At 68.7% G+C, this 15,118-nt stretch carries 12 protein-coding genes; 3 read left to right on the top strand and 9 right to left on the bottom strand.

The features are described 5' to 3' along the window. Window positions 1–92: 92 nt before the first annotated feature. On the top strand, window positions 93–1,721 hold the full coding sequence (locus tag ASF16_RS01555) for an ATP-binding protein (RefSeq protein WP_056161742.1): 1,629 nt from the start codon (window positions 93–95) through the stop codon (window positions 1,719–1,721). A 4-nt stretch (window positions 1,722–1,725) separates the two neighbouring features. Beyond that, complete coding sequence (locus tag ASF16_RS01560; RefSeq protein WP_056161744.1) at window positions 1,726–2,409, top strand: response regulator transcription factor; 684 nt, start codon at window positions 1,726–1,728, stop codon at window positions 2,407–2,409. Between the two features lie 242 nt (window positions 2,410–2,651). Here the strand turns inward: ASF16_RS01560 and ASF16_RS01565 are convergent, their stop codons facing one another. From ASF16_RS01565 to ASF16_RS01595, 7 genes are all read right to left on the bottom strand, one after another. Beyond that, on the bottom strand, window positions 2,652–5,018 hold the full coding sequence (locus tag ASF16_RS01565; RefSeq protein ID WP_056161745.1) for a CHASE2 domain-containing protein: 2,367 nt from the start codon (window positions 5,016–5,018) through the stop codon (window positions 2,652–2,654). Window positions 5,019–5,065: 47 nt separating this feature from the next. Beyond that, window positions 5,066–6,784, bottom strand: coding sequence for a FecR domain-containing protein (locus tag ASF16_RS01570; protein ID WP_235507220.1), 1,719 nt, complete (start codon window positions 6,782–6,784; stop codon window positions 5,066–5,068). A 209-nt stretch (window positions 6,785–6,993) separates the two neighbouring features. Further along, the gene (locus tag ASF16_RS01575; protein WP_056161747.1) at window positions 6,994–7,692 is read right to left on the bottom strand and encodes a response regulator transcription factor; all 699 of its coding nucleotides are present in this window, start codon (window positions 7,690–7,692) and stop codon (window positions 6,994–6,996) included. 226 nt (window positions 7,693–7,918) lie between these two features. Then, complete coding sequence (locus ASF16_RS01580) at window positions 7,919–8,986, bottom strand: formylglycine-generating enzyme family protein (RefSeq protein ID WP_056161749.1); 1,068 nt, start codon at window positions 8,984–8,986, stop codon at window positions 7,919–7,921. After that, window positions 8,983–9,243: a hypothetical protein gene (locus tag ASF16_RS01585; RefSeq protein WP_056161751.1), complete on the bottom strand. Its 261-nt coding sequence runs from the start codon at window positions 9,241–9,243 to the stop codon at window positions 8,983–8,985. Before ASF16_RS01585 ends, ASF16_RS01580 begins: the two co-directional genes overlap by 4 nt. A gap of 354 nt (window positions 9,244–9,597) precedes the next feature. Beyond that, entirely contained in the window at window positions 9,598–10,902 is a 1,305-nt protein-coding gene (locus ASF16_RS01590; RefSeq protein WP_056161753.1) for a tryptophan--tRNA ligase, read from the bottom strand. A 189-nt stretch (window positions 10,903–11,091) separates the two neighbouring features. Next, complete coding sequence (locus tag ASF16_RS01595) at window positions 11,092–11,760, bottom strand: site-2 protease family protein (protein WP_056161756.1); 669 nt, start codon at window positions 11,758–11,760, stop codon at window positions 11,092–11,094. A 218-nt stretch (window positions 11,761–11,978) separates the two neighbouring features. Between ASF16_RS01595 and ASF16_RS01600 the strand changes: the two genes are divergently transcribed. Then, the gene (locus ASF16_RS01600; protein WP_056161757.1) at window positions 11,979–13,157 is read left to right on the top strand and encodes a methyl-accepting chemotaxis protein; all 1,179 of its coding nucleotides are present in this window, start codon (window positions 11,979–11,981) and stop codon (window positions 13,155–13,157) included. 179 nt (window positions 13,158–13,336) lie between these two features. Here the strand turns inward: ASF16_RS01600 and ASF16_RS01605 are convergent, their stop codons facing one another. Together ASF16_RS01605 and ASF16_RS01610 are read right to left on the bottom strand one after the other, a co-directional pair. Beyond that, window positions 13,337–13,972 (bottom strand): L-threonylcarbamoyladenylate synthase, encoded by a 636-nt coding sequence (locus tag ASF16_RS01605; RefSeq protein WP_056161759.1) that lies wholly within the window; start codon window positions 13,970–13,972, stop codon window positions 13,337–13,339. A 193-nt stretch (window positions 13,973–14,165) separates the two neighbouring features. Continuing rightward, window positions 14,166–15,023 carry a 3',5'-nucleoside bisphosphate phosphatase gene (locus ASF16_RS01610; RefSeq protein WP_056161763.1) on the bottom strand — a complete coding sequence of 286 codons (858 nt, stop codon included), beginning with the start codon at window positions 15,021–15,023 and terminating at the stop codon, window positions 14,166–14,168. Between the last annotated feature and the right edge of the window lie 95 nt (window positions 15,024–15,118).

Here is a 15,118-nt window from a genome sequence, read left to right on the forward strand (position 1 = left end):
GCTGCCCGCCCCCGCCGCTGCATACACCGGCCTGCGTGCATGAACCGTCGCGGCTTGGCACCACTGCGCCCATGAAGAGTTGGCTCCACCCGATGTTTCGCACGCGGCTGTCCCTGGCGTTTGCGGCGCTGCTGGCACTGGTGTGCGTGCAGGCCGCTTTCGTCTACTGGGGTGCCTACCGCGTGAACGACTACGCGCGCCACAGCCGCCTTACCAGCGACATCCTGTCGGAGCTGCTGGACCTGTCGGCCAACAAGCAGCGGCTGCGTGTGTGGGCCATGCAGCGCCTGATGAACGCCGACGCCGTGCCCGAGGTGCGCGAGCGGCTGATCGAAAACATGCAGCGCAGTGCCACCGCGTTGGAATCACTGGCCGTGCAGGACGCGGCACTCTGGCGTGAACTGGCCGAGCGCGACGGCATCGCGGTGCCGCAGGAGGTGCACCAGCTCGTGGGCGTCTCCGAGCTGCTCAAGGACAACATAAAGGCCGTCGATGCGCGGCTGAAACCTTTGAACCCCCTGGAGCCAGGCGCCGAGTTTGCTGTACTGTGGGGCGAGATCAACCAGGTGTTCGACATGGCCAAGGGCCGTGACCTGCGCGAAGTCCTCAACGGTGCCATCGACCGCCAGCGGCTCACCGTGCCCGTGGCGCGGGCCGCGACAGAGCGCGCGCTGGCCGCCCTGCGCGAAAAAGCCATCGCCATGGCACTCATCACCCTGGCGGCTGCGATCGTCATGGCCTTGAGCCTGAGCCGCCGCCTGCAGCAGCCGCTGGACCGCCTGCTCGCCGGCACCCAGGCCCTGCAGGCGGGCGCGCTGGATCACCGCATCGCCACCGAGTCGCGCGACGAGTTCGACCACGTGGCGCAGAGCTTCAACGCCATGGCGCAGGAGCTGCAAAGCCACCGGTCTGCAGCCGATGCGGCGCGGCACGACCTGGAGGTGGCGGTGCACGACAGGACGCGGGAGCTCAGCGCCGCGCACGACACCCTCAAGCAACTGGACGAACGGCGCCGGCAGCTGTTTGCCGACCTGGGGCACGAGCTGCGCACCCCCGCTACCGCGATCCGCGGCGAGGCCGAGATCGCGCTGCGCGGCAAGGACAAACCCACTGCCGAATACCGGCAGGCACTGGGCCGCGTGATCAGCGGCATCGACCAGATGACCGGCCTGATCCATGACCTGATGCTGATCGCCAAGGCCGAGGCGGACCAGCTCGTCATGAAGCCGACCACCACCGACATGCCTGCGCTGCTGGCCGAGGCGGTGGACCAGGCCCGAACCCTGGGCGCCGACCGCCGGGTCGATGTGCAGCTGGATCTGGGCGGTGCGGCGGCAGGCCCGGTGCGCGTGCATGCCGATGCGAACAGGCTGGTCCAGGCGGTCATGATCGTCCTCGACAACGCCGTGCGGTACTCTCCCGAAGGCGCCACGGTGGCGGTCGCGCTGCGCAGCGATCCGTCGGTGGCGACCGTCGTCGTGAGCGATGCAGGAATCGGCATCGACGAGGACGAACTGCCGCATATTTTCGAGCGCTTCGTGCGCGGCCAGCGGGCCCGTGCGCACCGGGCTGACGGCACCGGCATCGGCTTGTCGATAGCCCAGTCCATCGTGCACGCGCATGCCGGGCAGATCGATGTGCACAGCGTCGCCTTGCGCGGCACCACCGTTCGCATCTCCTTGCCGGTCATTGCGGCCGACGCGCCTGAATGGGCCTTGTGACCTTATGAACATCCTGGTGGTAGAAGACGATGCCCGTGTCGCGGACTTCCTGCTGCGCGGTCTGCGCGCCGAAGGCTACCGCGTCGAGCTGGCGCGCAACGGTACCGACGGCCTGGCCATGGCGCGCACCACCGAGCCCGCCATCCTGATCCTGGACCTGATGCTGCCGGGTCTGAGCGGCCTGGAGCTGTGCCAGACGCTGCGTGCTGAAGGGCACCACGTACCGGTGCTGATCCTGAGCGCGCTGGGCAACACGGCGGACAAGGTGCAGGGCCTGCGCCTGGGCGCGGACGACTATCTGACCAAGCCTTTCGCCTTCGACGAACTGATCGCGCGCATCGAAGCGCTGATGCGCCGGGGTCGCGAGCAAAAGCCGCGCTCCACCCTGCTGCATGTGGCAGACCTGACCCTGGACCTGGAGCGGATGAGCGCCAGCCGTGCCGGCCAGACCATCACGCTCACGGCCAAGGAGCTGGCGCTGCTGGAGTTGCTCATGAATTCGCCAGGCCGCGTGTACAGCCGCGAGCGCATTTTGTCCAACGTGTGGGGCACCAGCCAGGACCCGCTGACCAATGTGGTGGATGTCTACGTGCGGCGCCTGCGTGCCAAGATCGACGAAGGCCAGCCGCTCGCCCTCATCAAGACGGTGCGGGGCTTTGGCTACCGGCTGGACGACCTGCCGGAGTGAAGCGTCTGGCATCTGGCGTTGGCGCCGGATTCAAGCCCGTCAGGCCCACGAGCTGCCGGGCAGCGGTGACACGTTGGGCAAGCTCGTCCTCGTTCCTTGAAAGTGTCGAGCCCTTCACCATGAGCGCCCCCTTTCGCCACGCTGAACCTGTGCGCAGAGTAGGAATTGAGTAAAAATGGCACCTACCGCTTGTTGGTAGCCATTTTTTTGCTATCAATTCAATAGTATTGTGCTTGGGCCACTCAGTCGGTAGCGACCGGCTCGGCAAGGCCCGGCAGCACCAGCCTGAATTCCGTCCCGCGCCCCACCTCGCTGTCCACCTCCAGCGTGCCCCCGTGGCGCTGCACCACGGTGTGCACCAGCGCCAGGCCCAGGCCCACGCCGCCCACGGCGGGATGGCTGCGGTCGTGCAGGCGCTGAAAGGGGGCGAACAACCGGCCTCGCAACTGCGGCGCAATGCCAGGCCCCTGGTCCCGCACCGACACCACCCACTGCGTGCCGCGCGGCGCGATCGCGCACTGTACGGTGCTGCCCGCCGGGCTGAACTTGATGGCGTTGTGCAGCACATTGACCAGCGCGCGGACCAGTAGCGACCGGTCTCCCAGCGCAGGGGCCGTATCCGGAGCGGTGGTGATCATCACGTCGACGCCCCCGTCGCGGGCCAGGGCCCAGGTGTCGTCCACGGTTTCCGCGAGCATCGCCACCAGGTCCAGCGGCGCCCTGCGGTACTCCTGCGACTGCGCGCTGGCCAGGTGCACGAAGTTCTCGGCCATGCCCAGCGAGGTGCGCGCATAGCGCCCGATGCGCTGCATCATTTCTTCGTGCGACATGCGACCGGGGTAGGCGCGCTGCATCTCCAGCAGCGTCAGGATGGACGCGTTGGGCGCGCGGATGTCGTGCGAGATGAAGTTCAACGCCTGGTCGCGCTGCTGCTGCGCATGCCGCATCTCGGTCAGGTCGACCAGCGTGATCAGCCAGCCCGCCTTGGCCAGGTCGGTGAAAGGCTTGCACTGCACCAGCAGGCTGCGGCCCCGTGCATCATGCCCCTCACTTTGCTCGGGCATCGTTTTGGAGTGCAGGTTCTCCGCCGTGACCAAGGGCTGGCCGGTGCCGGTGTGGACCAGGTCGTGCAGCAGCTCGGCCACCGACTGGCCCTGCAGCGGCAGTGCGATGTCTCCGCCCACATGCCGGCGCGCAGCCATGTTGGTGAGCAGGATGCGGCCCGCAGGGTCGCACACGATGGTGGGCGAGGGTAGCTGCTGCAGGCTCTCGCTCACGAAGTGGTGCAGGTCACGCAGCTGGCGCGACGCGCGCTCCACGGCGTTGATGCGCTTTTCCAGAAAGTCGCCGGTGTCGCCCGCGCGGGTCGGCAGCCGCAGCGACAGGCCGTCGCGCTGCAGGCGCTCCATCTCCTGCCGCAGAAAATGCGCGGCAGCGCTCAGGCGCCGCCAGCTCCACAGCGGGTAGGCCAGCACCAGCCCCAGCATGGCCGCCGCAGGGGCCAGCTGCAGGCCCAGCCACCAGGGCAGGGCCACGCTCAGCAGCAGGGTTCCCACGGCCAACAGTGCGCTGGTCAGCAGGGCGACGAAAGGGCCGGCCAGCAGCAGCGCCAGCAGCGCGCACGCCACCGGGACCAGATTGAAAAGCGTGTTGGCCACCGCGCCGGCAGGCCGGATGCCGGCGCCCGACAGCCGGCTGTCCAGCACATGCGCCACCACCTCCACGCCGGGCATCAGCCGCGACTGCTGGCTGACCGGCGTGGCGAACATGTCGCCCAGGCCCGATGCCGCAGCGCCGACCAGCACATACTTGCCGCGGAACGCATCTGCCGGCACCTGGCCGCGCAGCACGTCGATGTACGAATGGGTGGGGAAGTGGCCTGGGCCGCCCGCGTAGGCGATGAGCGTGCGGTCGTTGCGCTGCCAGTCGCTGGTGGGGCCTGCGGGGCCGGTGGGGACGGTGCCCGCGGCGGCGGTGGTGTCCACCGGCTTGACCAGCGGGGTGCAGCCTGTGGCACCGGGCTGGCCCACGCAGTGCAGCGCGGTGCCGAAGTGGGGCCAGGGCGCTGCCCCGGGGCCTTCGGTCAGGTAGAAGCTGCGCACCACGCCATCGGTGTCGGGCGCCACGTGCACATGCCCCAGGCGGGCTGCGGCCTGGGCCAGCGGCGGCCACGGCAGGTCGGCCTGGCTGGCAGCAGGTCCGTAGCCACGACGCATCATGGGCAGCACCATGCGGCCGCTGCGCGCCATGGCATCGGCCAGCAGGGCGTCGTCTTCGGGGTAGTCCTGGTCTTCTTCGCCAAAGAGCACATCCATGCCGATGGCGCGGGGCGCCTGCGCCGAGATGCGCGAGATCAGCTCGGCATGCAGTGCACGGCGCCAGGGCCATCGGCCGATGCTGGCGATGCTGCGGTCATCGATGGCGACGATCACGATGTCGGGGCGCGCAGGCCGCGACAGCAAGCGCAAGCCCGCGTCCTGCACCAGATGGTTCACCCGGCCCAGGCTGGCCGGTGGGCTGAGCCAGGCCACCAGCGCGAGCAGGGCCACGGACAGCAGGCTCCATTCCAGGCGCCGCTGTCGGCCGCGGCTGCGTGCAAAGGTCCACATGGATCAGGCCACCCGGTAGACGGGTGGAACACCCTGCCCAGCCGCGCTCAAGGGCGCGCCAGCGGCTGGCCGCTGGATGTGGACACCGGCAGGCCCGCCCCGGTGCGGATACCCGATCCGACGCGGATCTGGCGCGCAGGGGAGAAGTCGCTGCCCAGGCCCGTGGGGTCCAGCACCTGAATGCGGACCAGGTACTCGCCCGCTGGCAGGTCGCTGCCTGTCCACTGCGGCGCATCGAGCACGGTGTCGAGGGTCACAGCGTCGAACGCGGGGTCGGTGGCGGCCGCCAGTTGCAGCCGAAAGCGCTGGCCGGGCTGGGCAGGCCAGTGCAGGTGCACGGACGTGTCACCGTCCTGCGCCTGCAGCGACTGTGCAGACAGCGTGGCAGGCCGCTCGGCCACGGTGAAGGGCTGCGGCGGTGCAAAAGGCCCCTGGTCGGCCTGGCCGCCCGGCAGCTCCAGCAGGCTGGCAACGCGCCAGAGGTACTCCCCCGCTGGAAGGCCCGCAATGGGCAGACGGCATTCGGTCAGGCGCTGCTCGTCGAGCACGGGCTGGCTCCAGGCGCGCTCGCCAGCTGCGGTGGCCGTGCTGGCCGCCACCTGCACGCGGAACCAGCGCGCACCGGGCACCTGCGTGCACCGCAGTTCCGCGGCGCCGCGCGCCACCACGGCGCCGGGCGCGGGGCTTTGGTACAGCGGCGGCACGGGCCGGGTCTTGACGGCAAAGGGCAGCACGGCGGGCACACCAGGGATGCCCGCGTCATCCAGCGCGCGCACCGACAGGTAGTAGCGCCCGTCCTCCAGCGCCTTCCAGCGCAGTTGGCCGTCGGTAAAGCGCCCGTGGCGCACCACCTGGGTGAAGTCAGCGTCCCGCGCGACCTGCGCTTCATAGCGCGCAGCGCCTGCGAGCGGCGGCACGTTGATGGCCAGCAGGCCGGCATCTCCCAGCGTGGTGGGGACGGCCGAGGTGTCGGGTGCGGGCAGCAGGGCGCGCGGTGCGCCCACCGTGCCGTCGGCTGCCACGGCCAGGCCCTGGCCGGGCGATAGCAAGGCCGTGGGGGCCGAGGGGTCGGGCTGGGCGGTGGGCGTGTCGCCCTGGCGCGGCTGCACGGCCACAGACCCATTGAGCACCGACGCCGCGGTGCTACCCGTGTCCGTCATGGCCACGCTGAAGTGGGTGCCGCGCACGCTGGTCACCGCCAGCGGCGTGCGCAGCTCGAACCTCCGAAACGGCTCTGCACTGGGCGGTACCGACGACTCCACCGCGCCGCTTCGCATCTCCAGCACCGACTGCACGCTGCCCGCGCGGCCGCGACGGCGCAGCTGGCGCAGTTGCAGCTCGGAGTGGGCCTGCACGCGCACCACGGTGCCGTCGGCCAGCTTCACGGCCACGAACGCGTCGGGGCCCACCTGCAGCGCAGTGCCCTCTTCGAGCTTGCCGCCCTGGACCACGGCCGTGCGCGCGTCGCCAGCGGGGCCCTGCGCTGTGACCGTGCCGTGCACGAACTCCACCGTGGCCGACTCCGCGGGCTGCAGGCGCACGGGGATCCACACCACCGAGCCCGGTTGCAGTCGCCGTGGGTTGGCGACCTTGTTGCGCGCCTGCAGCAGCGGCCATTGCCGGGGCGCATCCAGGTAGGCGCGGGCCAGGCCCTCCAGCGTGTCGCCGTCCTGCACGGTGTGGGCGATCTCGTCGCCCTGCGGGTGGGGCGTGTCGGCGTGCGCGGCGGGTGCCGCAAAGCCTGCCATGCACAGGGCAAGGCTCAAGGCCGACAGCGGGCGCAGGGCCTGACAGGTGCCGTGCCCCTTGTCACACCGGGTGGCTTGCCCGCTGTCACATCGGCTTTTACGTCGGCTGTCACGTTGGGTGGGGCGGTAAGTGCTGGCCAAATCAAAATCTCCTGGTGTCCGCCGGGTGGGCGGGGCGCGGGCGGCCTCAGGGTAGCTGGCCGCCCATGGCCATGGTCGTGCGCGCCTCAGGCCCTTTTCTGGGCGTCCACCGCTTCAAAGCGGTACCCCACACCGTACACCGCCGAGACGATGAAGCCATTGGCAGGGCGCAGGTCGAGCAGGGTGCGAAGGCGCGAGATGTGGGTGTCCAGCGAGCGCGACATCACATCCGCCACCTGGCCCCAGATGATGTCCTTGAGGTGGTCGCGCGACAGCAGCCGGCCCATGTTCTGGAACAGGAACAGCGCCAGGTCGTACTCGCGGTTCTTGAGCTCGACGGCCACGCCGTCCACCTCGATGGACCGTGTTTCCGGCAGAAAGCGGTAGCGCCCAAACTCCAGGACACCACCGGCATTGTCGGGGTAGGCGCGGCGCAGCAGCGCCCACACGCGCGCGGTCAACTCGCCGATGCGCACGGGCTTGACCATGAAGTCGTCTGCGCCGCTGCCCAGGCCCTCCACGATGTCGCGTTCTTCCTGGCGGTGGGTGACGAACAGAATGGGCAGCTGGGTGCCCACGTTCTTGCGCACCCAGCGCACCACTTCGGGACCGGTGGTGTCGGGCAGGTGCCAATCCACGATCAGCAGGTCAAACGTTTCGCGGCGCAGTTCGCGCAGGAAGTCGGCGCCGTTCAGGTGCGTATGGCACACATGCCCCATGGCCTCGGTGGCCTGCTTGATCAGATCGAGCTGCAGCGCGTCGTCGTCCAGTGCGGCAATTCGCATGGTGTCCCCTGTCCAAAATGTCCAACCTCGGATTATTTGCGAGAACAGGCGCTGCATGCAGGCGTTGCCCGAAGGGCGTCAGCCGGTTGACATTTGTTGACGGTGGGAGGGAGGGCGCAGGCGCATCCTGCGCTATCGGGGGCCGCGCAGACGCCGCCCCGCATTCCGTCCGCGCGCAGGAACAGAGGGCGCTGCGTAGAGGGGAGCGGCCGCAAGCAAGGCTGGGTCAGCGCCGGGCCGGGGCGGGCGCTTCGATCTCGCGCACCAGGCGCATGCCCACCAGCGTGTAGCGTGTCTCCGGGCTGTTCCAGTTGCGGTAGCCGCAGCGCGCATAGAACGACCACGTGTGCCACGAGCCTCCCCGGCGCACGCGCACCGAGCCTTCCGCCGGGCCCTGCGGGTCGTCGGACGGAGACGTTGCGTAGTAGTCGTCCCCATGCCAGTCCGACACCCATTCCCAGGCATTGCCCAGCATATCGTGCAGGCCGAAGGCGTTGGGCGGGTAGCTGCCCACCGGTGCGGTGAACGCGTGGCCGTCGTTGCCCGCCAGGGCGTGCTGCTGCCAGCGGGCCCAGTAGGGTGCCGCGGCTTGGTCGAACACGTTGGCAGACCGCACCAGCGCCTGCGGGTCATCGCCGTGCGGGTAGCGGGTGCGGGTGCCGGCACGGCAGGCGTATTCCCACTCGGCCTCGGTGGGCAGGCGGTAGCGTTGGCCTTCGGTGCGGCTCAGCCAGGCGGCCAGCGCCTGGGCGTCGTTCCAGGTGACGTTGACGACCGGATGGTCGTCGCCCTGCGCAAAGCCGGGGTTGCGCCAGGAATAGCGCGGGTCGCGCCCCTCGAAGGCGTCGCCCCGGCGCGTGGTGGCAGGGTCGTACTGCGCGTTGTAGCCGTAGCCGCCGGTGCCGTCCGCCACCGACTCGGGCACGTAGCCCGAGGCGTCTAGGAAGCGCCGGAACTGCCCCACAGTGACCTCGTGCTGACCCAGGTAGAACGCGCGGCGGATGTGCGCCGTGTGGGCGGGCTGCTCGTCGGCCAGGTCGGTAAAGCGTTTTGCCTCCAGCGTGGGGTAGGCCCGGGCCAGGGTCTCGGGCGGCTCCACGCCCCCCATGGTGAAGCTGCCAGCGGGCACCTGCACGAACACCATGCCCAGGCTGTTGGTCCAGGTGGTGGTCCGGGTGGGGGCGTCGGCCTCTGTCGCTCCCCCGGCGCCGGCCCGCGGTGCGGAGGGTGCGGCACAGCCCGCCAGCACGGTAGCCAGCGCCATGCACCCGAATGCCCGGGCGGACTGGCTCATGGCTGGCCGTTGGGGGATTCACTCACGCATTCAAAGACCAGGCGCGAGCCGTCGTTGCGCAGCAGCTTGGGAAACAGCATGAGCTTTTGGCATTCGCGCGTGGCGGCGCCGTAGGCCGGCGCGGTGTCCGTGCCATAGACCGGCACGCTGAAGGTGCGGTCCCGGCCCGACGCCATGGCCGACGAGGGGTGGTTGGTGGTCGCGTTGCAACCCGCCAGCAGGGTGATCACGCAGAGCGAGGCGGTCAAAAGCTTCATGGCATCTCCAGGTCCAGCGGACAGATGGAGCCAGTTTAAGCACAACACGGTGCGGAATGCCATGGTGTGCAGGCACCGTTGCGGCGCTGCATCTTGGAGCGCTGGCGCAGCAGGGGTGCGTGCGTGGTGCGTCGGCATTGAGCAGTACCAGCACGTGAGCTCTGCTCTCCCTCGTCAAGGGGGCGGTGATGGGAGCGGTGACGGTGGCGCTTTGGGACGAGGGTGGCCGGTCGTGGCAGGAATTGAGGCTTTTCAGGGCCTTCCGCTTGCCAGTCATGCGCTACCAGCTATAAAAAGGAGAGCAAACGAAAAACCCGGCCAGCGGCCGGGTCGGTGTGGGGGCGGTTGGGGATGTCAGGCCGCGGCTGCAGCGTCTGCCAGTGCCTGCAGCGCCGCACTCACGTCGGCCGCCTGCACGCCATCTACCGGGGCCAGGCGCGGGGCCAGGGCCTGCAGGGCGCCTGCGTCCTTTTGCAGCTGGGCGATGGCTTGCCCGGCGTCTTTGGGCGCGTCGAAGCCGGTGCTCTGCAGCAGCAGGCGGCCATCTGCCGCCACCAGCTTGAAGTAGAACTTGCCGTCGGCTTCGCGGTACTGCTTGAACGAGGGCAGGGCGGCTTTGGTGGCCTTCACCGGCTTGGCGGCGGTGGCAGCCTGGGCCAGGCTCCGCAGGCCCACGGCGGAGCGCAGCTCGCGGATGAACGGCGTGGCGAGGCCGCGGGCGCGCTCGGCGCCAGCCAGCAGCGTGGCTTCGATGCGCGCGGGGTTGTGGATGAGGTCTTCGTACTTGGCGCGCATGGGCGCAATCACCTGGTCCACGCGCTCGAACAGGGTGTTCTTCGCGTCTCCCCAGGCAATGCCGTCGGCATAGGCCTTGCGCAGTGTTTCGGTCTCTGCGGGCGTGGCAAAGGCCTGGTAGATCTGGAACAGGGCCGAGCCCTCGACCTCCTTGGGCTCGCCGGGTGCGCGCGAGTCGGTGAGGATGGAGCCGATCAGCTTCTTGAGCTGCTCGCGCGAGCTGAACAGCGGGATGGTGTTGTCGTAGCTCTTGCTCATCTTGCGGCCGTCCAGCCCGGGCAAGGTGGCCACGTGCTCGTCGATGGCCGCCTCGGGCAGCACGAAGTGTTCGCCATACAGATGGTTGAAGCTCGCAGCCATGTCGCGCGCCATCTCGATGTGCTGGATCTGGTCACGGCCCACGGGCACCTTGTGCGCCTTGAACATCAGGATGTCCGCGCCCATGAGCACGGGGTACATGAACAGCCCCGCCGTCACTCCGTCATCGGCCTCGCGCCCGGCCGCCAGGTTCTTGTCCTGCGATGCCTTGTAGGCGTGGGCGCGGTTGAGCACGCCCTTGCCGGTCACACACGAGAGCAGCCAGTTGAGCTCGGGAATCTCGGGGATGTCGGACTGGCGGTAGAAGGTGACGTGGTCGGGGTTCAGGCCCGCCGCCAGCCAACTGGCCGCGATCTCCAGCGTGGAGCGCTGGATGCGCACCGGGTCCTCGCACTTGATCAGCGCGTGGTAGTCGGCCAGGAAGTAGAAGCTCTGCACGTTGGGCGACAGGCTGGCCGCCACCGAAGGGCGTATCGAGCCCACGAAGTTGCCCAGGTGGGGCGTGCCCGTGGTGGTGATGCCGGTGAGAAAGCGCGTGGTGCTCATGGGGACGAAATCAGCAAATGGAGGACAAGGAGACGGTTGGACATTGCACGATGCCAGAGGTGGAGTGCGGCACGCGAGACGGGCGCGGCGCCTGCCAGTGCACCCGTGGAACTGGCTCTGCCAGGCCACCGGGTGCGTCCCCCTCCCGAAGGAGAGGGGGAAGGCGCCACAGGCGACTCAGGGGGTGCGTCATTTCAGCAGGGCTGTGAGCGGCGTGAGCAGAAACTGGATGACGGTATAGCCCACCGACATCAGCGGGCGCAGCCACAGCGCACCCACCACACCCGCCACCACCAGTGCCAGCACGATAAAGAAGCCGTAGGGCTCGATGCGCGAGACCATGTGCGCCTGCTTCCAGGGCAACAGGCCCACCAGAATGCGCCCGCCATCGAGCGGCGGCAGCGGAAACAGGTTGAACGCCCACATCACCAGGTTGACCAGCACGCCGGCGCGCGCCATCTCGATGAAGAAGCGCTCGTCCACGCCCGAGCCCACCAGCGCCACCAGCAGCACCGCCCAGAAGATCGCCTGGAAGAAATTGGACGCCGGCCCGGCCAGGGCCACCCAGATCATGTGCCGCTTGGGGTTGCGCAGGTTGCCGAAGTTGACCGGCACCGGCTTGGCGTAGCCGAACAGGAACGCGCCCGAGGTGGCGAAGTACAAGAGCAGCGGCATCAGGATGGTGCCGACCGGATCGATGTGCTTGAGCGGGTTGAGCGTGATGCGGCCCATCATGTACGCGGTGTTGTCGCCGAAGTGGCGCGCGGCGTAGCCATGGGCTGCCTCGTGCACCGTGATGGCAAACAACACCGGCAGGGCGTAGATCAGAACGGTTTGGATGAGATTGGAGATGTCCACCCGTCGATTGTCTCAGACGCACGGAACACGCTCAGAGGCCAGGGAAAGCGCAGGCCCTCCACGCAGGGTGATGCGGTTGTACGACAGCGTTACACCCTCCGCGCTCAATCGTTGATAGCATGTGGCACGGAGTAACAAAATGCATCGCAGGTTTGGGGTGCTGTTTCTCGTTGCGCTGCGGCCCATACTCATACAAAACACCCTTTCGGAGACATCCCGTGCCCCTGGATCACCTCAAAATCGGAACCCGCCTCGTTCTTGCCTTTGGCGGCATAGCGCTGCTGATGGCGTTGATCATGGGCATGGGTTTGTCGCGCATCAGCCGCGCCGAAGACACCTACCGCAGCGCGGTGTCCACCGCCACGGACGGCGAGCGAACGTCCAAGGCCACCCAGGCGCAAGAGCATTTGTCCAGCGCCCGCTCCTGGATCGTGGGCGGCGGCATTGCGGTGTTTGCGCTGTCTCTGGTGGCCTTTCTGACCCTGCGCAGCGGCATCGTGAGCCCGCTGAACCAGGCCATCCTGATCGCCGAGACCGTGGCCTCGGGTGACCTGAGCCAGGAGTTCAGCTCCGACCTCGAAGGCGACTTTGGACGGCTTCTGGACGGCCTGGGCACCATGGAGGACACCCTGACCGACCTGGTCTCGCGCATCAAGCAAAGCACCGACTCCATCACCGCATCGGCCGCCGACATCGACCGGGGCAACAGCAATTTGTCGCGCCGCGCGGAAGACCAGGTCTCCAGCCTGACCGAAACCGCCGCCAGCATGGAAGAGCTGACCGCCACCGTGCGTCAGAACGCCGAGCGCGCGCATTCGGCCAGCGGCCTGGCCGTCAAGGCATCGGCCATCGCCGAGCAGGGCGGCGCGGTGGTGGGCGAGGTGGTGCAGACCATGCAAGCCATCAGCGGCAGCTCGCGCAAGATCGTGGACATCATCCAGGTGATCGAAGGCATCGCGTTCCAGACCAACATCCTGGCGCTGAACGCCGCGGTGGAAGCGGCCCGTGCGGGCGAGCAGGGCCGCGGTTTTGCCGTGGTGGCCAGCGAAGTGCGCAGCCTGGCGCAGCGCAGCGCCGTGGCCGCACGCGAGATCAAGGCGCTGATCAGCGCATCGGTCGAGCAGGTGGAAAGCGGCGCCGGTCAGGTCGGCAAGGCTGGCAAGACCATGGAAGAGATCGTGGTGGCCGTGGGCCAGGTGAGCACGCTGCTGGGCGAGATCTCGGTGGCCCTGCGCGAGCAGAGCGAAGCCATCAGCCATGTGAACACCGCCGTATCGCACATGGACGGTGCCACGCAGGAGACGGCGGCGCTGGTGCAGAACGCGGTGGCCACGGCCTCGGCACTGTCGGCACAGGCCAGCGACCTGGAGCAGGCGGTCGGCGCATTCAAGTTGTAGCCCCCTGAGCCGCTGCGCGGCTTCCCCCTCAGGGGGACGCCACCCCTGGACTGGCGGAGCCAGATCCACGGTGGCACTGGCCTTGGGCCGCGCCAGTTTTGGGCGCTGCAATCCAAAAAAGGACTCTGAGGCTCAGCACGGTCTTCACAGGCGCAGAGGAGGGGGCCGAGACTTCAGTTCTACAACCCCAGCGCTTGCAGGCTTCCGCGGCCTTCGCGGATGACTTCGGGGTCGCCGCCGGCGCCCATCGGGGTCAGGTCGATCACGGTGGTGGGCTCCAGGGGGCAGGCGCCAGCGTCGACGATGGCGTCGAGCAGTTTTTCGTAGCGCGCGCGGATGTCCTGCGGGTCGTTCAGGGGTTCGGTTTCGCCTGCGGGGATCAACGTGGTGGCCAGCAGCGGGGCGCCGTGCAGCTCCAGCAGCAGTTGCAGGCCCTTGCGGTCGGGCACGCGCAGGCCGATGGTCTTGCGCGAAGGGTGGCTCACGCGGCGCGGCACTTCCTTGGTGGCTTCCAGGATGAAGGTGTAGGGGCCGGGCGTGCCCAGCTTGAGCAGGCGGTACTGCCGGTTGTCCACGCGGGCGTAGTTGGCCAGCTCGGACAGGTCGCGGCACAGCAGCGTGAGGTGGTGCTTGTCGTCCACCTGGCGGATGCGGCGCAGGCGGTCCACCGCGTCCTTGTCGTCCAGGTGGCAGACGAGTGCGTAGCTCGAGTCCGTGGGCACGGCCACGATGCCGCCCTTTTGCAGCAGCAAGGCGGCCTGCTTGAGCAGGCGGGGCTGGGGATTGTCGGGGTGGGCTTCAAAATACTGGGCCATGGTGGGGCGGTCTCAAGGGTTCACAAAAATACGAAGTGCACGGCGCGCAACGGCCGACCCGCTGCAGTCGAGGCCAGTGCACCGCACAGTGCGGTCTCGGCCCTTCGGTCCGCCGACCGGGGCGCACCCCACGCTGCAGACGGCCGGTGGTGCACGCTGCGCCGCGCAGCGGCTGGCTGCGCCAGGGCGGGTTCTATCGCTGGATTTTGTCGGCCAGCAACTCCCACACGGGGGTCAACTGGCCCGGCAACATCGGCAGCGTGCCCAGGTCGGTGTGCGATTCGTCGGGGCTGTGGAAGTCGCTGCCGCGCGAGGCGGCCAGGCCGAACTCCTCGGCCATCGCGGCGTAGGTCACGTATTCGGGCGCGCTGTGGCTGCCGGTGACCACCTCCACGCCGCGCCCGCCGTGCTGCTTGAATTCGGAAAACAGCGCGAACTCTTCATTGGCGCTGAACTTGTAGCGGGCCGGGTGGGCGATCACCGCCATGCCGCCGGCCTCGGTGATCCAGCGCACGGCGTCGCCCAGGGCCGCCCAGCGGTGGGGCACATAGCCGGGCTTGCCTTCGGTGAGGTACTTGCGAAAGACCTCGGGCGTGTCGCGGCAGACGCCGGTTTCCACCAGAAAGCGGGCAAAGTGCGTGCGCGAGATCAGCGCGGGGTTGCCCACGAACTGCAGGGCGCCCTCGTAGGCGTTGTGGATGCCTACCTGCGCCAGCTGGGCCGCCATGTCCTTGGCGCGTTCGCCGCGCCCGCCGCGCGTGGCGGCCAGGCCGTCGACCAACTGGGCGTTGTCGGGGTCGAACCCCAGGCCCACGATGTGGACCGTGGTGTCGGCAAAGGTGACGGAAATCTCGACGCCCGTGAGGTAGGGCATGCCCTGGGCGCGCGCTGCGGCCAGGGCGCGGTGCTGGCCACCGATCTCGTCATGGTCGGTCAACGCCCACAGCTCGACCCCGTTGGCCTTGGCGCGGGCGGCCAGGTCTTCGGGCGTGAGGGTGCCATCGGATACGACGGAGTGGCAGTGCAGGTCGGCGTTGAGAATGGTTGTCACCGGTTCATTTTAGGGCTTGTACCGATAACGCGCGCTGCCGAACCCAGCAACACTGCCAGTAGGGGCATGGACCCATGCTGCGCACCGGTGCCTTC

It is taken from the genome of Acidovorax sp. Leaf78 (assembly GCF_001422735.1).
GTDB lineage: Bacteria > Pseudomonadota > Gammaproteobacteria > Burkholderiales > Burkholderiaceae_C > Acidovorax.